This window comes from Variovorax sp. GW821-FHT09B01 (assembly GCF_059418345.1).
The window spans coordinates 13,523-31,891 of record NZ_JBWKPQ010000010.1 but is presented as its reverse complement, the minus strand read 5'-3'; the positions used below and the strand labels follow the sequence as shown (position 1 = coordinate 31,891).

Genomic DNA, 18,369 nt, shown 5'->3' with positions numbered 1-18,369 from the left:
TCAGTCCCGCCTGTCGCCTTCGTCGGTCGGCGGCGGAAACATCCGCTCGACCGCGAAGTCCACGAAGGCGCGCACCTTCGGCGACAGCTGCCGGCTCGACGGCCACAGCGCCGAGAACTGGCCGCGGTGCGTGACGTGGGGCGCGAGCACGCGCTGCAGCTCGCCGCGCGCCAGCGCATCGCGCGCGAGGAAGTCGGGCATGAAGCCGATGCCGAGCCCGGCAATGGCGGCGCCGAGCATGGCCTCCATGTTGTTGCACAGCATCGTGCAGGGCAGGCGCTCGGGCAGGCCCGGCAGGGTCCAGTCCTCGATGCGCGTACCGGTGACGAACTTGTAGCGCAGGCAGGCATGGCCGGCGAGTTCGGCCGGCTGCTGCGGCACGCCATGGCGCGCGAGGTAGGCCGGCGCGGCCACCAGCAGGAAGCGGAACGGCCCGAGCCTGCGCGCCACCAGCCCCGAATCGACCAGCTCGCCGCTGCGGATCGCCACGTCCACGCCCTCGGCGATCACGTCGACCAGCCGGTCGTTGAAGTCGAGGTCGAGCTCGATCTGCGGATAGCGGGCCTGGAAGTCCGGCAGCATCGGCAGCAGGAAGCGGTAGCCGATGGTCGGCAGGCTCACGCGCAGCCGGCCGCGCGGCTGGGCCACGGCGTCCTGCATCATCGCGCGCGCATCGTCGAGTTCGTCGAGGATGCGGCGGCAGCGCTCGTGGAACATCGCGCCTTCCTGCGTGAGCCGCACCTGGCGCGTGGTGCGGTTGAACAGCCGCAGGCCCAGCTGCTGCTCGAGCCGCGCCACGTTCTTGCCGACCGCCGAGGCGGAGATGCCGAGCAGGCGCCCCGCCTTGGCGAAGCTCAGCAGGTCGGCCGCCCGCACGAAGGATTCGAGGCCGCTGAAACTGTCCATCGATTGGCAACCTCAGGTTGGGAGTGAGTGGAGCAATACGCCCATTTTCTTTGCATTCAATCATTTTTATCTTCTCTTCACGCCGAGGAGGGCGTCGGCCGGGTCTCCGGGCCGGCGCCGCCCGGCCCTGTCTTCGGTCCTGCGTGAAGGGTGTCCATGTCTTCTTCCTTGTCTTCGTCGGCGTCTTCGTCTTCCCCGGCGCCGCATCCGTACTGGCTGCTCGCCGCCGTCTGCCTGGCCGCGATCGGCATGCCGCTGAGCTTCACCGGCCCGGCCGTGGCGCTGCCCGCGATCCATGCCGCGCTGGGCGGCAGCCCGGTGCAGCTCAATTGGGTCACCAATGCCTTCATGCTGAGCTTCGGCGGCACGCTGATGGCGGCCGGCGCGCTGGCCGACGCCTACGGGCGCAAGCGCGTGTTCGTGCTCGGGCTGCTGCTGATCCTGCTCGGCAGCCTGTTCGCGGTGTGCGCGCCGGGCATCGTGTGGTTCGACCTCGCGCGCGCCGCGCAGGGGCTCGGTGCGGCCGCGGCCTTCGCCGCCGGCACCGCCGCGCTGGCGCAGGTCTTCGACGGCGCGGCGCGCACGCGCGCCTTCAGCCTGATCGGCACCTCGTTCGGCGCCGGCCTGGCCTCGGGCGCGCTGCTCGCGGGCTGGCTCGGCGAGCGCTTCGGCTGGCAGGCCGTGATGTGGAGCCCCGCGCTCGTGAGCCTGGTGGCGCTGCTCATCGGCGCGGCGTGCATGCGCGAGTCGCGCAACCCGCAGGCCATGGGCCTCGACCTGCCCGGCACCCTGAGCTTCACCGGCGCGCTGAGCCTTCTGACCCTGGGCGTGCTGCAGGCGCCCGACAGCGGCTGGGGCAGCCCCTGGGTGATCGGCGCGCTGGTCGGCGCCGTGCTGCTGGGCGTCGTCTTCGTCGCGATCGAGCGCCGCGTCGCGCATCCGATGCTCGACCTGACGCTGTTCCGCTATCCGCGCTTCGTCGGCGTGCAGCTGCTCGCGAGCGCGCCGGCCTACGCCTTCGTCGTGCTGCTGGTGCTGCTGCCGATCCGCTTCGTCGGCCTCGAAGGGCGCGACGTGGCCGAGACCGGCCGGCTGATGCTCGCGCTGTCGGGGCCGATCCTCGTCGTGCCGACCCTGGCCGCGTGGCTCGCGCACCGCTTCCCGGCCGGCGCCATCTCGGCCGTGGGGCTGCTGGTCTGCGCCGTCGGCCTGTACGCGCTGGGCCGCTGCGCGCCGGGCGCGGCACCGCGCGAACTGCTGCTGCCCCTGCTGCTGATCGGCGGCGGCATCGGCCTGCCCTGGGGCCTGATGGACGGGCTCGCGGTCGGCGTCGTGCCGCGCGAGCGCGCGGGCATGGCCTCGGGCATCTTCAACACGGTGCGCGTGGCGGGCGAGGGCATCGCGCTGGCGCTGGTGGGCGCGGCGCTGACGGCGCTGGTGGCGTCGCGGCTGGCGCACCTGCCGGGCATCGGCGCCCTGGCCTCGGGATCGTCGGCCGCCTCGCAGGCCGCGCAGCAGGTCACGACCGGCGGCCTGCAGCAGGCGCTCGCGCTGCTGCCGGGCCTGGACCGTGCCGCCGTGCTGCAGGTGTATGGCGATGCCTTCGCCACGCTGCTGCTGGGGCTCGCGGCCGTGACGGTGCTGACGGCGGTGGTGGTGTTCGCGTTCCTGCGCGGCGAGGAGCAGGCGCGGGGGGCGGAGGCGGCGTTGAACTGCCCGGCGTCCTAGCTAGCCGCCACCTTCGTGAAGCCGTCGCGCGGGCGTCACAGCGCGGCCGCCTCGAACACCTCGCGCAGCCACTGCGTGAACACGCGCACGCGCGCCGACAGCTGCCGGTGCTGCGAATACAGCACCGACACCGGCATCGGCGGCGGCGCGAAGCCGTCGAGCACCACCTTCAGCCGCCCGTCGGCCAGCTCCGCGGCCACGCGGTAGCGCGGCACCTGCACCAGCCCCAGGCCCGCGACGGCCGAGCCGGTGTAGAGGTCGGTGCCGGTGACCGACACGGTGGCCGGCAGCTGCAGCGTGCTCACGCGGCCGTCGACGGTGAATTCGAGCGGCACCGGCTTGCCGGTGGCGCTCGAGAGGTAGTCGACCGCACGGTGCGTCGAGCCGGGCGCGGCCAGCGCCGCGGGATCGGCCGGCTCGCCATGCCGCGCCAGGTAAGCGGGGCTCGCCACCGTGACCTGCGGCAGCAGCGCGATGCGGCGCCCGACCATCGAGGAGTCCTGCAGCGTGCCCGCGCGCAGCACGCAGTCGACGCCCTCGCGCACCAGGTCGATCAGCCGGTCGTCCTCGCCGATGTGCAGCGTCAGCTCGGGATGGCGCGCCAGGAAGTCCGGCAGCGCCGGCACCACGAAATGCCGCGCCAGCGTGCCCTGCAGGTTGACGCGCAGCAGCCCCTTGGGCGCCGTGTCGCGGAACAGCCCCTCTGCCTCTTCCACGTCGGCCAGCAGGCGCACGCAGCGGCGGTAGTAGGCCTCGCCGTCCTGCGTGAGCCGCACGGTGCGCGTGGTGCGCTCGAGCAGCCGGGTGCCGATGCGCTGCTCGACGCGCTTGATCAGATTGGTGACGGTGGCGCGCGGAATCCGAAGGTCTTCCGAGGCCTGGGTGAAGCTCTGGCGCTCGGCGATGCGCACGAAGGCCTGCATTTCCTGGAAGCGGTCCATGGCGGTGCCATTGGTCTATTGTTGAAGTAGATGGAATGGTAATGGCGATTTGTCGGTGATTATCTTTTGGACGGAACGATCGAAGATTCGTCTCACCAACCACCCACCGCAAGGAAACACGCCATGAACCAGTCCTCCAACCCCAAGGTCGCGATCGTCACCGGCGCATCGCGCGGCATCGGCGCCGCCATCGCGCAGCGCCTGTCGGCCGATGGTTTCGCCGTCGCCGTCAACTACGCCTCGAGCCCGGCGCTGGCCGAGGCGCTGGTCGCGCAATTGCAGGCCGCGGGCGGCCGCGCCATCGCCGTGCGCGCCGACGTCGCCAGCGCCGACGAGGTGCGCCGCATGTTCGACACCGTCGAGCAACAGCTCGGCCGCGTCGACGTGCTGGTCAACAACGCCGGCATCCTCAAGACCGTGCCGCTGGCCGAGCACGACGACGCGCTCTACGACCAGGTCTTCGACATCAACGTGCGCGGCACCTTCAACACGCTGCGCGAGGCCGCCAAGCGCCTCGCCGAGGGCGGCCGCATCGTCAATTTCTCGAGCACCACGCTGGCGCTGAACATGCCCGGCTACGCGATCTACAACGCCACCAAGGCCTCGGTCGAAGCCTTCACGCATGTGTTCGCGAAGGAGCTGCGCGGCCGCAACGTGACGGTGAATGCGGTCGCGCCGGGCCCGATCGCCACCTCGCTGTTCCTCGACGGCAAGACCGAGGAGCAAATCCAGGCCTTCGCCAAGATGCCGCCGCTGCAGCGCCTGGGCCAGCCCGAGGACATCGCCTCGGTGGTCTCGTTCCTCGCCGGTCCCGACGCGGGCTGGGTCAACGGCCAGATCCTGCGCGCCAACGGCGGCCTCGCCTGATCCCTTCCATCCTTCGAAGGAGAACCCTCATGAACAAGCAGATCATCCTCGTCACGGGCGCCGGCACCGGCATCGGCAAGCTCAGTGCCCGGTCGCTCGCCGAGGCGGGCCACGTCGTCTACGCCTCGATGCGCGACATCGCGGGACGCAACGCGCCGCGCGCGGCCGAGCTGCGCGCGCTGGCGGCAGCCAGGGGGCTCGAGCTGCATCTGCTCGAGCTCGACGTGCTGTCGCAGGACTCGGCCGATGCCGCCGCCGCGACGATCGTGCGCGAGCAGGGGCAGCTCGACGTGGTGATGCAGAACGCCGGCCACCTGGTGGTCGGCCCGACCGAGGCCTTCACGCCCGAGGAGATCGTGAAGGTGTTCGACACCAACGTGCTCGGCGCGCAGCGCGTCAACCGCGCGGTGCTGCCCTACCTGCGGCGGCAGGAGTCGGGGCTGATGCTGTGGATCAGCAGCACCACCACCAAGGGCGGCTTCCCGCCGTTCATGGGCCCCTACGGCGCGGCCAAGGCGGCGATGGATTCGCTCGCCGTGACCCTGGCCTACGAGATCGCGCGCTTCGGCATCGAGACCTCGATCGTGGTGCCGGGCGCGTTCACGCGCGGCACCGACCATTTCCCGAGCGCGGGCCGGCCGGCCGACGCGGCCACGGCCGCAGCCTATGGCCGCTACGACGGGCTGATGGACCAGATCGGCGCCAAGCTCTCGGCGCTGACGCCCGACCATGCCGATCCGCAGGCGGTGGCCGACGAGATCGTGCGCATCGTGGGCCTGCCCGCGGGCCAGCGGCCGATGCGGCCGGTGATCGACTTCGTCAACGACGGCGCGGCCGAGGTGTTCGAGGTGTCGGAGCGCGTGCGCATCGAGTTCGCGCACCGCATCGGCATGGCCGACCTGCTCGAAGCGAAGGTGCGGCGCTGAGCCATGCGGCAGGCCCGGGCCGGCCGCATGGAATCGTCACGAAACCGTGGCCGGTCTTCCTGTCCAATAGCACCATGGAACATTCGCCCCACGACGTCACCGAGCGGCTCGACGCGCTCGAGATCAAGGCCAGCTATGCCGAGGACCTGCTCGAGCAGCTCAACCTCACGATCTACCGCCAGCAGCAGCAGATCGACGGTCTGCTGGCCCAGCTGGGGCAGCTGCGCGAACAGGTGCAGGCCGCGGGCCAGGGCGGCGCGCCGCGCAACCTGCGCGACGAGCTGCCGCCGCATTACTGAAGCCGAAGCGCCAGCTCAGCCGTGCGCGTGCCAGAGCACGGCGAAGAAGTGGCAGGTGCTGCCCGCGAGCACGAACAGGTGCCAGACGAAGTGGGCGAAGCGCACCTTGGAATCGAACAGGAAGACCACCGCGCCCGCGGTGTAGAACAGGCCGCCGGCCACCAGCCAGCCCAGGCCCGCGCCCGACATGCGCTCCACCAGCGGCACCGCCGCCATCAGCGCCATCCAGCCCATCGCCACGTAGAGGCCGGTGGACCACAGCGGATGCTTGAGCCGGTCGAACAGCTTGGCGCCCACGCCCAGCGCCGCCGCGGCCCAGATCGCGCCGAACAGCGTCCAGCCCCAGGGGCCGCGCAGCACGCCGAGCACGAAGGGCATGTAGCTGCCGGCGATGAAGAGATAGATCGCGGCATGGTCGAAGCGGTTGAACCAGGCCTTGGCGCGGCCCATCGGCAGCGCGTGGTACAGCGTGGAGATCAGGTACAGCACGATCGCGGTGCCGGCGAACAGGCTGGCGCCGACGATGCCGGCCGCGGTGCCCTTCTGCGCCGCGCTGTAGACCAGGATCGGCAGCGAGGCGATCGCCAGCAGCAGCCCGAGGCCATGGCTCAGCGCGTTGAAGATCTCCTCGAGCGTGGTCTGGTCGCGCACCACGGGCGCGGCGCGGCGGGCGGCGACAGGGGCGGGCGTTGGTGTCGGGTGCATGGTCATCCCAAGAAAGAGTGTCGGTGCTTGCCGTGGGTTCCTCGATGTCGCGCCGCCGGGGCCGTTACTTGACCTGCTGCTTGCCGAGCTTGCGCGCGAGCGTTCGCCGGTGCATGCCGAGCCGGCGCGCGGTCTCGGAGATGTTGAAGCCGGTCTCGGCCAGGGTCTCGTGGATGCGTTCCCATTCGAGGGTCTTGATCGAGGTCGAGCGGTTGGTCAGCTCGACCTCGGTGGTGCCGACCGCGCGGCCGAAGGCGGCCTCGATGTCGTCGGTGTTCGAGGGCTTGGCCAGGTAGTGGCAGGCGCCGAGCTTGATCGCCTCGACCGCGGTGGCGATGCTCGCGAAACCGGTCAGCACCACGATCAGCGTCTTGGCGTCGTGCCGGTGCAGCGTCTGCACGCAGGCCAGGCCCGAGGCCTCGCCGTTGAGCTTGAGGTCGACCACCGCGTAGCCGGGCGCATGGTGGCGCAGCAGGTCCTCGACGTCCTCGAGGTTGCTCGCGTGCAGCACGGTGTAGCCGCGGCGCTCGAACGAGCGGCCCAGCGTGCGCGCGAAGGCCGCGTCGTCCTCGACGATCAGCAGCTGGCGTTCGGCCTCGGCCTCGGCGCCGGTGTCAGTGGGGGATTCCGTCATGGCCATGCATCCCGATGTTCTCTTCCTCGTCGTCCTCTTCTTCCAGCACGATGGCCGAGAGCGGCAGCGCCAGCGTGACCGCGGCGCCGCCCTCGAGCCGGTTGCGCGCGGCCACGCGGCCGCCCACGGTGCGCGCCACGTTGACCACCAGGAACAGGCCCAGGCCGCCACCGGGGCGGCCCTTGCTCGACTGGTAGGGCTTGCCGAACTGCGCCAGCATCGCGGGCGCGAAGCCCGGGCCGGCGTCGGTGACGACCAGCTGCAGGTCGTCGCCCTCGTGCGCCACCTCGAGCCGCACCCAGTGCGGCGAGGCTTCGAGCGCATTGTCGAGCACGTTGCAGATCATCTGCTTGAGCGCCGAGTCGGAGACCATCGGCAGGTCGCGGCCGAAGCGGTTGTCGTAGACGAAGGTGCCGACCGGCCGCGTGGTGCGCCACTCCTCGACCAGGTCGTCGAGGAAGGTGCTGACCGTGGTCTCCTCCGACGACTCGCCGCGCGCCTCGCCGGCCGACAGCAGGATGCCGCTGACGATCGACTTGCAGCGCTGGATCTGGATCTCCATCTCGCTGACCTCCTGCAGCAGCTCGGGGTCGGAGCTGAAGTGCGGCAGCCGGCGCCAGTCGCCGAGGATCACGGCCAGCGTGGCCAGCGGCGTGCCGAGCTCGTGCGCCGCGCCCGAGGCGAGCAGGCCCATGCGCACGATGTGCTCCTCCTCGGCGGCGCGCTGGCGCAGGCCCGCGAGCTTGGCGTCGCGCTCGCGCAGGTTGCCGCTGATGCGCGTGATGAACACCACCAGCAGCGCCGCGTTGAGCGCGAAGCACACCAGCGTGCCCTGGATGTAGGGGCTCCACAGGCCGCGGTCGTGGTCGGGAGGCAGCGAGAGCGGGCGCGAGAACAAGGCCAGCCCCGCGAAGCACAGGGTGGTGACGCCCACCACGGTCCAGGTCGACCAGGGCTTGAGCAGCACCGCGCCCAGGATCACCTGCAGCAGGTAGAGGAAGACGAAGGGGTTGCTGGCACCACCGCTCAGGTAGAGCAGCGAGGTCAGGATCGCCACGTCGACCAGCAGCGCGAGCATCAGCTCGCCGTTGGTCACGCGCCGGTGGGTGCGCCAGCGCAGCAGGCTCGCGAGGTTGAACAGCGCCAGGCAGGTCAGCGCCTGCAGCATCTGGTTGAGCGGCAGGTGGATGCGGTAGCCGTAGTGCACCACCAGGATCGTCACCACCTGCCCCACCACGGCGAACCAGCGCAGCTGGATCAGCTGCTGCATGTTCTTGTGGCCGGTCGCGTTGTCCAGGCTGGCCACGCCCGCGCGCGGGGCCTGCAGCGCGCCGGCGACCGCGACCGCGTCAGCCGCGGTCGGCATCGCGATGGGAAGCGGGGGCGGCGTGCGGCTGTCCGTCGGCATGGCGCGCATTGTCGCTGCCGCGGCGTCGGCGCTCGTCGCGCCAGACGAAGACCGCGCCCGCGGCGACCATCAGTGCCAGCCCGTACCAGGTGAGCGCGTACACCAGGTGGCTGTTGTGGAAGGCGATGACGGTGAGGCCGGGCGCGGGCCAGGCGGGTGCGCCGTCGAGCGCGCGCGGGATGCCGGGCTCGGCCTCGGCGTCGATGAAGTAGGGCGCCACCGCGTCGGCCGCGATGCCATGCGCCGCGGCGATCGCCGCCACGTCGCGCGAATACCAGCGCCCGCCGGCCGGGTCGTTGCTGCGCAGGAAGCCGCCGCGCGGCTCGCTGATGCGCAGCAGGCCCGTCACCTGGGTCTCGCCCATCGGCTCGGGCGCGGTGCGCGCGGCGCGCTCGCGTGCCTCGGGCGGCACGAAGCCGCGGTTGACCATCACCACGCCGCGCGCGGTCTGCAGCGGCGTCAGCACCCAGAAGCCGGCGCCGAGGTTGGTGCTGGCCTGCACCAGCGTCTCTTTGTCGTGGAGGAAGGTGCCCGAGAGCCGCACGTGGCGGTACTCGTCGTCGGCGGCATTGACGCGCGGCCAGTCGGCGCGCGCCGGGGGCGCGACCGGCACGGCATGCACGCGCTGCTCGACGCGCTCGATCAGGGCCAGCTTCCAGGCCCGGCGCTCGACCTGCCAGGTGCCGAGCGCGAAGAAAGCGGCGAACAGCACGGCCCCGAGGACCGCCAGCACCACGAGTCCGGCCGCGGAGCGCTGGCGGCCGGCGGGCGAGCGGTCGGTGGCCGGCGCGCTCAAGGCATGTTCTTCATGTCGTGCATCGACGGCGGCATCATGTTGGTGTTCATGTGGTACATGACCCACAGTGAACCGGCCAGCGTGATGACCACGAGCACCAGCGTGAAGATCAGCGCCAGCATGTTCCAGCCGCCCTCGGACTTGGTGTCCATGTGCAGGAAGTACACCATGTGCACCACGATCTGCACCACGGCGAAGCCGAGGATGATCAGCGCGGTCGTGCTCTTGCTGTCGAGCACCTTGCCCATCACGAGCCAGAACGGAATGGCCGTGAGGATCACGGCCAGCACGAAGCCGGTCATGTAGCCCTTGAAGGTGCTGTGGCTCACCGGGCCGTCGTCGTGGTGCTCGCCGTGGCCGTGGTCGTCATGGCCGTGGCCATGGGTGTCGTGGGGTGCTGCGCTCATGCCATGGATCCCATCAGGTACACGAAGGTGAAGACGCCGATCCAGACGACGTCCAGGAAGTGCCAGAACATCGACAGGCACATCAGGCGGCGGCGGTTGGCGGCGGTGAAGCCGTGCTTGGGCAGCTGGAACAGCAGCACGATCAGCCAGACGATGCCGAAGGTGACGTGCAGCCCGTGGGTGCCGACCAGCGCGAAGAACGAGGACAGGAAGGCGCTGCGTTGCGGGCCCGCGCCCTCGTGGATCAGGTGCGCGAATTCGTAGAGCTCGAGGCCGATGAAGCCCGCGCCCAGCAGGCCGGTGATGGCCAGCCACACCAGCGTGCCGCCCATGCGCCGCTTCTGCATCTCGAGCATCGCGAAGCCGTAGGTGATCGACGACAGCAGCAGCAGCGAGGTGTTGATCGCCACCAGCGGCAGGTCGAACAGGTCGGCGCCCGAGGGGCCGGCCGCGTAGCTGCGGCCCAGCACGCCGTACACCGCGAACAGGCAGGCGAAGATGAGGCAGTCGCTCATCAGGTAGAGCCAGAACCCGAGCAGGGTGCCGTTCTCCGGATGGTGGTCCTCGTTGCGGACGTTGAACAGCTCGAAGGTCGGCACGCTCGGCGCGTTGCCCACGGTGTGGGTGCCGGCGGGGCTGGAGGGGAGGGCGGTACTGTTAGACATGGGCGGCCAGGAGGCGCGTGCGAGCGTCTTCGGTGCGGACGACTTCGTCCGCGGGGATGTGGTAGTCGCGCTTGTAGTTGAAGGTGTGGACGATGATGGCCACGAGCATCACGAAGAAGCTCACGCCGGCCACCAGCCACATCTGCCAGATCATGGCGAAGCCGAAGGCCGCGCTCAGCGCCGCGATGATGAAGCCGGCGGCCGTGTTCTTGGGCATGTGGATCGGGCTGAAGCCTTCCAGCGGACGCTGGTAGCCGCGTGCCTTCATGTCGGACCAGGCGTCGTTGTCATGGATGCGCGGCGTGAACGCGAAGTTGTAGGCCGGCGGCGGCGACGAGGTCGACCATTCGAGCGTGCGGCCGTCCCACGGGTCGCCCGTGGTGTCGCGCAGCGAGTCGCGGCGGATGTAGCTCACCACGATCTGGATCAGGAACGAGGCGATGCCCAGTGCGATCAGCACGGCGCCGAAGGCGGCGACCTGGAACCAGATCTGCAGCGACATGTCCTGGAAGTGGCTCATGCGGCGCGTCACGCCCATCAGGCCCAGGATGTACAGCGGCATGAAGGCGAACCAGAAGCCGACGATCCAGAACCAGAACGAGCACTTGCCCCAGAACGGATCGAGCTTGTAGCCGAAGGCCTTCGGGAACCAGTAGGTGATGCCCGCCAGCATGCCGAACAGCACGCCGCCGATGATCACGTTGTGGAAGTGGGCGATCAGGAACAGGCTGTTGTGCAGCACGAAGTCGGCCGGGGGCACGGCCAGCAGCACGCCGGTCATGCCGCCGATCACGAAGGTGATCATGAAGCCGATGGTCCACATCATCGGCAGCTCGAAGCGGATGCGGCCGCGGTACATGGTGAAGAGCCAGTTGAAGATCTTCGCCCCGGTCGGGATCGAGATGATCATCGTCGTGATCCCGAAGAAGGAGTTCACGCTGGCGCCCGAGCCCATGGTGAAGAAGTGGTGCAGCCACACCAGGTACGACAGGATCGTGATCACGACCGTGGCGTAGACCATCGAGGCGTAGCCGAACAGGCGCTTGCCCGAGAAGGTGGAGACCACCTCCGAGAAGATGCCGAAGGCCGGCAGGATCAGGATGTAGACCTCGGGGTGGCCCCAGATCCAGATCAGGTTCACGTACATCATGGCGTTGCCGCCCATGTCGTTCGTGAAGAAGTTGGTGCCGACGTAGCGGTCGAGCGACAGCAGGGCCAGCACGGCGGTCAGCACCGGGAAGGCGGCGACGATCAGCACGTTGGTGCACAGCGCGGTCCAGGTGAAGACGGGCATCTTCATCATGGTCATGCCGGGCGCGCGCATCTTCACGATGGTCGCCAGCAGGTTCACGCCCGAGAGCAATGTGCCCACCCCCGCGATCTGCAACGACCAGATGTAGTAGTCGACCCCCACGTCGGGGCTGAAGAGGATGCCCGACAGCGGCGGGTAGGCCAGCCAGCCGGTCTTGGCGAACTCGCCGACGAACAGCGACGCCATCACGAGGCCGGCGCCGAAGGTGGTCATCCAGAAGCTGAAGTTGTTCAGGAACGGAAAGGCCACGTCGCGCGCGCCGATCTGCAGCGGCACCACGAAGTTCATCAGGCCCGTGACCAGCGGCATCGCCACGAAGAAGATCATGATCACGCCGTGGGCCGTGAAGATCTGGTCGTAGTGGTGCGGCGGCAGGAAGCCGGCGTTGTCGCCGAAGGCCACCGCCTGCTGGGCGCGCATCATCAGCGCGTCGGCGAAGCCGCGCAGCAGCATCACCAGGCCCAGCACGATGTACATGATGCCGATCTTCTTGTGGTCGATGCTGGTGATCCAGTCGTGCCACAGCGTGCTCCACAGCTTGAAGTAGGTGATCGCGCCGAGCAGCGCGACACCGCCGAGCACGACGGCGGCGAAGGTCACCAGCAGGATCGGTTCGTGGTAGGGGATCGCCTCCCACGTGAGGCGGCCGAAGACGAGCTTCGTCAGGTCGAGGTTCTGGAGCATCGTCATTCTTCGGTGGTGCACATCGCCGTGACGTACTTGCCGTACGCACGCTTGGGCGAATTGATGTCGTCGGGTTGCCAGGGCTGCGCGGTCGCCACGTTGTAGGCGCCGGGCTTGCCCAGGCCGCCGTCGGCGTCGATCGCCATCATCTGGCTCATGCACATCTTGCTGCGGTCGACGCAGCGGTTGAGGATGGCGCCGTAGAGGTCGGGCGACACGCTCGCGAAATGCTTGGCCGGCTCACGCTCGCTCGGCACTTCGAGCTTCTGGTAGCGCTCGCGGCTGAGTTCGCCTTCGGGGCTGGACTTGACCTTCTGCACCCACTGGTCGAAGTCGGCGTTGCTCAGGCCGTGGAACTTGAAGCGCATGCCCGAGAAGCCGGCGCCGCTGTAGTTGGCCGAGAAGCCGTCGAACTCGCCGGGCGCGTTGATGACCGCGTGCAGCTTGGTCTCCATGCCGGGCATGGCGTAGATCTGGCCGGCCAGCGCGGGGATGAAGAAGGAGTTCATCACCGACGAGGCGGTGATCTTGAAGGTGATCGGGCGGTCCACCGGGGCCGCCAGTTCGTTCACCGTGGCGAAGCCCTGCTCGGGGTAGATGAACAGCCACTTCCAGTCGAGCGCCACCACTTCCACGGTCAGCGGCTTGATGTCGGCCGTGACCGGGCGCTGCGCGTCGATGCGGCTGAGCGGGCGGTAGGGGTCGAGCGTGTGGGTGCTGATCCAGGTGATCGCGCCCAGCGCGATGATGATCAGGAGCGGCGCGGCCCAGATCGCGAGCTCGAGCTGGGTCGAGTGGTCCCAGTTCGGCTTGTAGATGGCTTCCTTGTTCGAGGCGCGATAGCGCCAGGCGAAGAAGACCGTCAGCGCGATCACCGGGATGATGATGATCAGCATCAGCACGGTCGAGACGACGATCAGCCGTCCTTGCTGGTTGGCGATGTCGCCGGAGGGATTCAGGAGCACCGTGTTGCAGCCCGCCAGGAAGGCGAGGGGCAACAGCAGGAGCCATCGGCGAAGGGTGTGGAGGATGGGCATGCCGAGAGACGGAAGGGCGGAAGGGTGGCCAGGGCCGCGCGAAAGACCCCACAATCTACGACCAAAGGTTCCCGCAGGCTATTGGACGTTTTGTCCTATGGCGGGAATCCTCGTTCGGTGAGACGCTCGGAGTCTGTTTCATGGCCTACCTTTGTCACGCTTCGTGACAACCGAATTACATAACCCAATGACGACGTCCAGCATCAGTCCGCAAGGCGCATCGCCTGTGCCGCACACGTCCGACACCGGCGCCCCGGAGGACGACCACTCGCGCATCGACCCGGGCGAGATCGCCGTCGGCGTGGTCATCGGCCGCGCCTCGGAATATTTCGACTTCTTCGTCTACGGCATCGCCTCGGTGCTGGTGTTCCCGGCGGTCTTCTTCCCGTTCGAGCAGCGGCTCGAGGGAACCCTCTGGGCCTTCGTGGTCTTTTCCTTCGCCTTCATCGCACGGCCGTTCGGAACTGTCATCTCGATGGAGATCCAGCGACGTTTCGGCCGCGAGACCAAGCTCACGCTGGCGCTGTTCGTGCTCGGCACCTCGACCGCCGGCATCGCCTTCCTGCCGGGCTACGCGAGCCTGGGCTTCACCTCGATCGTGCTGCTGTCGATCTTCCGCTTCGGCCAGGGCCTGGCCTTCGGCGGCTCGTGGGACGGCCTGCCCTCGCTGCTCGCGCTCAACGCCCCGGCCAACCGCCGCGGCTGGTACGCCATGCTGGGCCAGCTCGGCGCGCCGATCGGCTTCTTCGTGGCCAGCGCGCTGTTCGCGTACCTCTACTCGAGCCTGACGCTCGAGGACTTCCTCGACTGGGGCTGGCGCTACACCTTCTACGTGGCCTTCGCGATCAACGTGGTGGCGCTGTTCGCGCGCCTGCGCCTGGTGGCGGCCGACGAATATGCGCGCCTGCTCGAGGAGCGCGAGCTGCAGCCCACCAGCGTGGTCGAGCTGGTGCGCTCGCAGGGCTCGAACCTGCTGATCGGCGCCTTCGCAGCGCTGGCCAGCTATGCGCTGTTCCACCTGATCACCGTGTTCCCGCTGTCGTGGATCACGCTGTACTCGAACCAGGCCATCACCGAGTTCCTGGTGATCCAGATGATCGGCGCCGTGCTCGGTGCCGGCGGCATCGTGGCCTCGGGCCTGATCGCCGACCGCATCGGCCGCCGCTCCACGCTGGGCGGCCTCGCGGGCCTGATCGCGGTGTTCAGCGGCTTCGCGCCCACGCTGCTCGACGGCGGCAAGATCGGCCAGGACGTGTTCATCCTGCTGGGCTTCATCCTGCTGGGCCTGTCGTACGGCCAGGCGGCCGGTGCCGTGACCGGCAACTTCGAGGCCAAGTACCGCTACACCGGCGCCGCGCTGACCACCGACCTGGCCTGGCTGATCGGCGCCGCCTTCGCGCCGCTGGTCGCGCTGGGGCTGTCGGCGCACTTCGGTCTGGCCTACGTGAGCGTGTACCTGCTGTCGGGCGCGGCGGGAACGCTGGCGGCGCTGGGGTTGAACCGGGCGCTGGTGCGCGACTGATCGCGCGCCGTCGCATCCGTTGCACGAGAAGGGGCCCTTGCGGCCCCTTCGCCATTCGGGGCGAGGCTCGAGGGTAGGATCGCGTCGATGTTCTCCGCCGCAATCTTCGACATGGACGGGCTGCTGATCGACTCCGAGCGGCCCATCATGGCCGCCTGGATGGCGGCCGCCCGCACGCTCGACGTCGAGCTCAGCCACGCCCAGTACCTGCAGGTGGTGGGCCTGGCCACCGCCGAGTCCGAGATCATCCTCTCGGGCCTGCTCGGCGGCCCCGCCGCCTTCCGCCATGCGCTCGAGCACGTGCGCCAGGCGCTGGCGCTCGAACGCTCCGACGGCACGCCGCTGTTCCCCATCAAGCCCGGCGCGGCCGAGTTCCTGGGCGCCCTGCGCGCGCGCGGCACGCGCTGCGCCGTGGCCTCGTCCTCGACCAGCGGGCAGATCCAGGCCTGCCTCGGCAGCCTGGGCGTGCTGCATCACTTCGAGGCCTTCGCGGGCGGCGACGAGGTGCCGCGCGCCAAGCCCGACCCGGCGCTCTACCTGCTCGCGGCCTCGCGCCTGGGCGTGGACCCGACGCAGTGCATCGCCTTCGAGGACAGCGAGAACGGCGCCAAGGCGGCGTTGGCCGCGGGCCTGCGGGTGGTGATCGTGCCGGACCTCAAGCACCCGCCGGCGGCGATCGTCGAACAGGCCTTCCATGTGCTCGCGTCGCTGCACGACGCGAACGCGCACCTGCCGCGCTGGTTTCCTGGCGAGATGGTGCGGCCGTGATCAGGATCGGCACCCTGTGCCACGTGCTCGACAGCTGCCTCGCGTCGCCGATGACCGAGCGCGCGGTCGGGCGCATCGTCGAGGTGGTCTCGGCGCCTTATGAGGCACCCAGCGAGCGCTACCTGCCCGGCACCTACTACGACGTGCTGTTCGAGGGCTGGACCTTCTACTGCCGCAGCGACAAGCTGGTGCCCATTTCCGATCCCGGCGCGGATGTCGGCAACTGGGAAGACGAGTTCCTCGACCTCCCGGCGAGCGCGCCTCAGAGCACTTCGTCGCGCAGCTGCGGGAACACCTTCGACACCTTCGCCAGCAGATAGTCGCCGTAGCGGCCGCTGAAGGCGTGCACGTTGGCGCGGTCCCAGCGCTCGGCGCTGTCGTCCACGGCCACCGCGCCCGCGAGGCCCTCGATGCGCTGCACGCGCGCCTCGAAGTTCGGATCGAAGAACAGCGGGAACGACAGCCGGTTGCGCCCCGAGGTGTTGCGCTTCACGCGGTGCGGCGTCGACTTGTAGAGGCCGCCGGTCATGCGGTCGAGCATGTCGCCGATGTTGCAGACGAAGGAGCCCGCGATCGGCGGCGCATCGATCCAGCCCGCGGGCGTGTGCACCGCGAGGCCGCCCACGCTGTCCTGGTGCAGGATCGTCAAGAGGCCGTAGTCGGTGTGCTCGCCCACGCCCCATTGCACGTCGAGGCCCTCGGGCACCGGCTGCGAGGGATAGTCGAAGAGCCGGAACAGGATCAGCGGATCGCCCGTGTAGCGCGCCGCGAAGTAGTCGGCCGGCAGGCCGAGGCTCAGCGCGATGCCTTCCATCAGCCGGTGACCGAGCTGCGTCACGGCCGCCATGTAGCCGAGGATGGTGTCGCGGAAGTCCTCGAGGCCCGGCGCGTCGGGAAAGAGGTTGGGCCCGTGCACCGGCGTCCTGGCCTGCACCAGCGGATGCGTGGCCGGCAGCTCGGTGCCGAGGTAGAGCCCTTCCTTCCAGTCGGGCCGGCCCGAGGTCAGCTCGCCGCCGAGCGGGAAGTAGCCGCGCCAGGCGCGCCCGCCGAGCGCCATGCGCCACTGCATCTTGGTCGCCTCGGGCAGGTCGAAGAAGCGGTGGCTCAGGGTCTCGAGCCGCGCCACCAGCGCGGGGTCGACGCCATGCCCCGTCACGTAGAAGAAGCCGTGCGCGCGGCAGGCCTCGCCGATGCGCGCGGCCACGGCCTCGCGGCCCGGCGCGTCGCCGGCCACCAGCGGCGCGACGTCGATCACGGGCAGGGTCTGGAGGGAAGCGGTGTGGGTCATGGGATGCGTGCGAAGGGCGAGCGGATGTCGGACAGGAACTGCTGCGCGCGCGGATGCTGCGGGCGGTTGAAGAAGTCGTCGGGCGTGGCGCGCTCGAGCACCTTGCCCTCGTCCATGAAGAGCACGCGGTCGGCGACCTCGCGCGCGAAGCCCATCTCGTGCGTCACGCAGACCATGGTCATGCCGTCGCGCACCAGGTCGCGCATCACCAGCAGCACCTCGCCGACCATCTCGGGGTCGAGCGCGCTCGTGGGTTCGTCGAACAGCATCACCGGCGGCTGCATCGCGAGCGCGCGCGCGATCGCCACGCGCTGCTGCTGGCCGCCCGACAGCTCGCTGGGCCAGGCCCGGGCCTTGTTCGCGAGGCCCACGCGCGCGAGCAGCGCCATCGCGCGTTCCTCGGCCTGCGCGCGCGAGAGGCCGTGCAGCTGCATCGGCGCCATGGTGCAGTTCTGCAGCACCGTGAGGTGCGGGAACAGGTTGAACTGCTGGAACACGAAGCCGATGCGCGAGCGGAAGGCGTTCACGTCGGTGCCCGGCGCGTGGATGTCCCGGCCCTCGATCAGGATGCGGCCCGACTGGATCGCCTCGAGCCGGTTGAAGGTGCGGATCAGCGTGGACTTGCCCGAGCCCGAGGGGCCGCAGACCACGACCACCTCGCCCTTGTGGATGGTTTCGCTCACGTCCACGAGCGCGTGGTAGCTGCCGTACCACTTGTTGACGTTCTGGAGTTCGATCATGCGGAAGCCTTGCGGGCGGCGGCCCGGCCCTCGGTGAGCGCGACCACCGGCAGGCCGCGCCGCGCGAGGCGGCGCTCGAGCCAGTAGGCGAAGCGCGAGAGGCCGAAGCAGAGGATGAAATAGGTCAGCCCGAGGATGCCGAAGACCTGGGCCGGCTTGGTGAACACCTGGGTGTTGATCTGCGTGGCGATGAACGAGACCTCGGCCAGGCCGATGATGTAGCCCAGCGAGGTCTCCTTGATGGTCGAGACGAACTGGTTCACCAGCGAGGGCAGCATGCTGCGCAGCGCCTGCGGCAGCACCACCAGCCGCATCGCGCGGCTCCAGCTCAGGCCGAGCGCGCGCGCAGTCTCCATCTGGCCGCGCGGCAGGCCCTGGATGCCGGCGCGCACGATCTCGGCCAGGTAGGCGGCGTCGAACACCACCAGCGCGATCAGCATGGTGGCGAACTGGTCGGTCTTCACGCCGGTGACGCTGGGCAGGAAGAAGTAGGCCCAGAAGATCACCATCAACAGTGGCAGCCCGCGCACCACGAACACGAAGCCGCTGACCGGCCAGCGCAGCCAGCGCCACGGGCTCACGCGCGCCAGGCCGAGCACGATGCCCAGCGGCAGCGCGAGCACCAGCCCGCACGAGGCCAACAGCAGGGTCAGCACCAGCCCGCCGAGCGGGCCGTTGGGGTACTGGCCGATCAGGAAGTAGAGCCAGTAGTCCTGGATCAGCTCGATCATCGCGA

20 protein-coding genes are annotated in these 18,369 nt (G+C 69.4%); 7 read left to right on the top strand and 13 right to left on the bottom strand.

The window, feature by feature from the left end; translation table 11 throughout:
* Window positions 1-906: a LysR family transcriptional regulator gene (locus AC07RV_RS25210; protein WP_296778795.1), complete on the bottom strand. Its 906-nt coding sequence runs from the start codon at window positions 904-906 to the stop codon at window positions 1-3.
* A gap of 156 nt (window positions 907-1,062) precedes the next feature.
* Between AC07RV_RS25210 and AC07RV_RS25205 the strand changes: the two genes are divergently transcribed.
* Complete coding sequence (locus tag AC07RV_RS25205) at window positions 1,063-2,634, top strand: MFS transporter (protein ID WP_296778794.1); 1,572 nt, start codon at window positions 1,063-1,065, stop codon at window positions 2,632-2,634.
* A 35-nt stretch (window positions 2,635-2,669) separates the two neighbouring features.
* On the opposite strand, the gene AC07RV_RS25200 is transcribed toward AC07RV_RS25205, so the two are convergent.
* Complete coding sequence (locus tag AC07RV_RS25200) at window positions 2,670-3,575, bottom strand: LysR family transcriptional regulator (RefSeq protein ID WP_296778792.1); 906 nt, start codon at window positions 3,573-3,575, stop codon at window positions 2,670-2,672.
* Window positions 3,576-3,698: 123 nt separating this feature from the next.
* Between AC07RV_RS25200 and AC07RV_RS25195 the strand changes: the two genes are divergently transcribed.
* The 3 genes from AC07RV_RS25195 (at window position 3,699) to AC07RV_RS25185 (ending at window position 5,667) form a co-directional block, all read left to right on the top strand.
* Window positions 3,699-4,442, top strand: a complete 744-nt coding sequence (locus tag AC07RV_RS25195; RefSeq protein ID WP_296778791.1) for an SDR family oxidoreductase — start codon at window positions 3,699-3,701, stop codon at window positions 4,440-4,442.
* A 29-nt stretch (window positions 4,443-4,471) separates the two neighbouring features.
* Complete coding sequence (locus AC07RV_RS25190; protein WP_296778789.1) at window positions 4,472-5,368, top strand: SDR family NAD(P)-dependent oxidoreductase; 897 nt, start codon at window positions 4,472-4,474, stop codon at window positions 5,366-5,368.
* 74 nt (window positions 5,369-5,442) lie between these two features.
* The gene (locus AC07RV_RS25185; protein WP_093340848.1) at window positions 5,443-5,667 is read left to right on the top strand and encodes a SlyX family protein; all 225 of its coding nucleotides are present in this window, start codon (window positions 5,443-5,445) and stop codon (window positions 5,665-5,667) included.
* 15 nt (window positions 5,668-5,682) lie between these two features.
* Here the strand turns inward: AC07RV_RS25185 and trhA are convergent, their stop codons facing one another.
* The 8 genes from trhA to cyoA all read right to left on the bottom strand — a co-directional run bounded on the left by trhA (window position 5,683) and on the right by cyoA (window position 13,315).
* On the bottom strand, window positions 5,683-6,372 hold the full coding sequence (trhA, locus tag AC07RV_RS25180) for a PAQR family membrane homeostasis protein TrhA (RefSeq protein WP_296778787.1): 690 nt from the start codon (window positions 6,370-6,372) through the stop codon (window positions 5,683-5,685).
* Between the two features lie 64 nt (window positions 6,373-6,436).
* Window positions 6,437-7,006: a response regulator transcription factor gene (locus tag AC07RV_RS25175; protein ID WP_093340846.1), complete on the bottom strand. Its 570-nt coding sequence runs from the start codon at window positions 7,004-7,006 to the stop codon at window positions 6,437-6,439.
* Entirely contained in the window at window positions 6,987-8,372 is a 1,386-nt protein-coding gene (locus AC07RV_RS25170; RefSeq protein ID WP_296778786.1) for an ATP-binding protein, read from the bottom strand. The genes AC07RV_RS25175 and AC07RV_RS25170 overlap by 20 nt, the downstream gene beginning before the upstream one ends.
* Window positions 8,356-9,210: an SURF1 family protein gene (locus AC07RV_RS25165; protein WP_296778784.1), complete on the bottom strand. Its 855-nt coding sequence runs from the start codon at window positions 9,208-9,210 to the stop codon at window positions 8,356-8,358. The genes AC07RV_RS25170 and AC07RV_RS25165 overlap by 17 nt, the downstream gene beginning before the upstream one ends.
* The gene (cyoD, locus tag AC07RV_RS25160) at window positions 9,207-9,617 is read right to left on the bottom strand and encodes a cytochrome o ubiquinol oxidase subunit IV (protein ID WP_093340843.1); all 411 of its coding nucleotides are present in this window, start codon (window positions 9,615-9,617) and stop codon (window positions 9,207-9,209) included. Before cyoD ends, AC07RV_RS25165 begins: the two co-directional genes overlap by 4 nt.
* Window positions 9,614-10,282: a cytochrome o ubiquinol oxidase subunit III gene (gene cyoC, locus AC07RV_RS25155; protein ID WP_093340841.1), complete on the bottom strand. Its 669-nt coding sequence runs from the start codon at window positions 10,280-10,282 to the stop codon at window positions 9,614-9,616. Before cyoC ends, cyoD begins: the two co-directional genes overlap by 4 nt.
* A complete protein-coding gene (gene cyoB / locus AC07RV_RS25150) occupies window positions 10,275-12,278 on the bottom strand; it encodes a cytochrome o ubiquinol oxidase subunit I (protein ID WP_093340839.1) in 2,004 nt (667 codons plus the stop codon). Before cyoB ends, cyoC begins: the two co-directional genes overlap by 8 nt.
* 2 nt (window positions 12,279-12,280) lie before the next feature.
* Window positions 12,281-13,315, bottom strand: a complete 1,035-nt coding sequence (gene cyoA, locus AC07RV_RS25145) for a ubiquinol oxidase subunit II (protein WP_093340838.1) — start codon at window positions 13,313-13,315, stop codon at window positions 12,281-12,283.
* A 187-nt stretch (window positions 13,316-13,502) separates the two neighbouring features.
* Here cyoA and AC07RV_RS25140 point away from each other — a divergent pair, with 187 nt between their 5' ends.
* From AC07RV_RS25140 to AC07RV_RS25130, 3 genes are all read left to right on the top strand, one after another.
* Entirely contained in the window at window positions 13,503-14,837 is a 1,335-nt protein-coding gene (locus tag AC07RV_RS25140; protein ID WP_093340836.1) for an MFS transporter, read from the top strand.
* Between the two features lie 87 nt (window positions 14,838-14,924).
* Window positions 14,925-15,605, top strand: coding sequence for an HAD family hydrolase (locus AC07RV_RS25135; protein ID WP_209541675.1), 681 nt, complete (start codon window positions 14,925-14,927; stop codon window positions 15,603-15,605).
* On the top strand, window positions 15,602-15,925 hold the full coding sequence (locus AC07RV_RS25130) for a hypothetical protein (protein ID WP_208509392.1): 324 nt from the start codon (window positions 15,602-15,604) through the stop codon (window positions 15,923-15,925). The genes AC07RV_RS25135 and AC07RV_RS25130 overlap by 4 nt, the downstream gene beginning before the upstream one ends.
* Here AC07RV_RS25130 and AC07RV_RS25125 read toward each other — a convergent pair.
* From AC07RV_RS25125 to AC07RV_RS25115, 3 genes are read right to left on the bottom strand one after another with little or no spacing between them, the layout of a single operon-like run.
* Window positions 15,868-16,893, bottom strand: a complete 1,026-nt coding sequence (locus tag AC07RV_RS25125) for an isopenicillin N synthase family dioxygenase (RefSeq protein WP_296778770.1) — start codon at window positions 16,891-16,893, stop codon at window positions 15,868-15,870. The two genes, AC07RV_RS25130 and AC07RV_RS25125, sit on opposite strands and share 58 nt — an antisense overlap.
* Entirely contained in the window at window positions 16,890-17,633 is a 744-nt protein-coding gene (locus AC07RV_RS25120) for an amino acid ABC transporter ATP-binding protein (RefSeq protein ID WP_208509390.1), read from the bottom strand. The genes AC07RV_RS25125 and AC07RV_RS25120 overlap by 4 nt, the downstream gene beginning before the upstream one ends.
* Window positions 17,630-18,364 (bottom strand): amino acid ABC transporter permease, encoded by a 735-nt coding sequence (locus AC07RV_RS25115; RefSeq protein ID WP_296778766.1) that lies wholly within the window; start codon window positions 18,362-18,364, stop codon window positions 17,630-17,632. The genes AC07RV_RS25120 and AC07RV_RS25115 overlap by 4 nt, the downstream gene beginning before the upstream one ends.
* Window positions 18,365-18,369: the final 5 nt, after the last annotated feature.

Bases quoted from the DNA above. Each gene is read 5' to 3' on its own strand.
- AC07RV_RS25210 (WP_296778795.1), bottom strand. From the start codon at position 906: ATGGACAGTTTCAGCGGCCTCGAATCCTTCGTGCGGGCGGCCGACCTG.
- AC07RV_RS25205 (WP_296778794.1), top strand. From the start codon at position 1,063: ATGTCTTCTTCCTTGTCTTCGTCGGCGTCTTCGTCTTCCCCGGCGCCG.
- AC07RV_RS25200 (WP_296778792.1), bottom strand. From the start codon at position 3,575: ATGGACCGCTTCCAGGAAATGCAGGCCTTCGTGCGCATCGCCGAGCGC.
- AC07RV_RS25195 (WP_296778791.1), top strand. From the start codon at position 3,699: ATGAACCAGTCCTCCAACCCCAAGGTCGCGATCGTCACCGGCGCATCG.
- AC07RV_RS25190 (WP_296778789.1), top strand. From the start codon at position 4,472: ATGAACAAGCAGATCATCCTCGTCACGGGCGCCGGCACCGGCATCGGC.
- AC07RV_RS25185 (WP_093340848.1), top strand. From the start codon at position 5,443: ATGGAACATTCGCCCCACGACGTCACCGAGCGGCTCGACGCGCTCGAG.
- trhA (WP_296778787.1), bottom strand. From the start codon at position 6,372: ATGCACCCGACACCAACGCCCGCCCCTGTCGCCGCCCGCCGCGCCGCG.
- AC07RV_RS25175 (WP_093340846.1), bottom strand. From the start codon at position 7,006: ATGACGGAATCCCCCACTGACACCGGCGCCGAGGCCGAGGCCGAACGC.
- AC07RV_RS25170 (WP_296778786.1), bottom strand. From the start codon at position 8,372: ATGCCGACCGCGGCTGACGCGGTCGCGGTCGCCGGCGCGCTGCAGGCC.
- cyoD (WP_093340843.1), bottom strand. From the start codon at position 9,617: ATGAGCGCAGCACCCCACGACACCCATGGCCACGGCCATGACGACCAC.
- cyoC (WP_093340841.1), bottom strand. From the start codon at position 10,282: ATGTCTAACAGTACCGCCCTCCCCTCCAGCCCCGCCGGCACCCACACC.
- cyoB (WP_093340839.1), bottom strand. From the start codon at position 12,278: ATGCTCCAGAACCTCGACCTGACGAAGCTCGTCTTCGGCCGCCTCACG.
- cyoA (WP_093340838.1), bottom strand. From the start codon at position 13,315: ATGCCCATCCTCCACACCCTTCGCCGATGGCTCCTGCTGTTGCCCCTC.
- AC07RV_RS25140 (WP_093340836.1), top strand. From the start codon at position 13,503: ATGACGACGTCCAGCATCAGTCCGCAAGGCGCATCGCCTGTGCCGCAC.
- AC07RV_RS25135 (WP_209541675.1), top strand. From the start codon at position 14,925: ATGTTCTCCGCCGCAATCTTCGACATGGACGGGCTGCTGATCGACTCC.
- AC07RV_RS25125 (WP_296778770.1), bottom strand. From the start codon at position 16,893: ATGACCCACACCGCTTCCCTCCAGACCCTGCCCGTGATCGACGTCGCG.
- AC07RV_RS25120 (WP_208509390.1), bottom strand. From the start codon at position 17,633: ATGATCGAACTCCAGAACGTCAACAAGTGGTACGGCAGCTACCACGCG.
- AC07RV_RS25115 (WP_296778766.1), bottom strand. From the start codon at position 18,364: ATGATCGAGCTGATCCAGGACTACTGGCTCTACTTCCTGATCGGCCAG.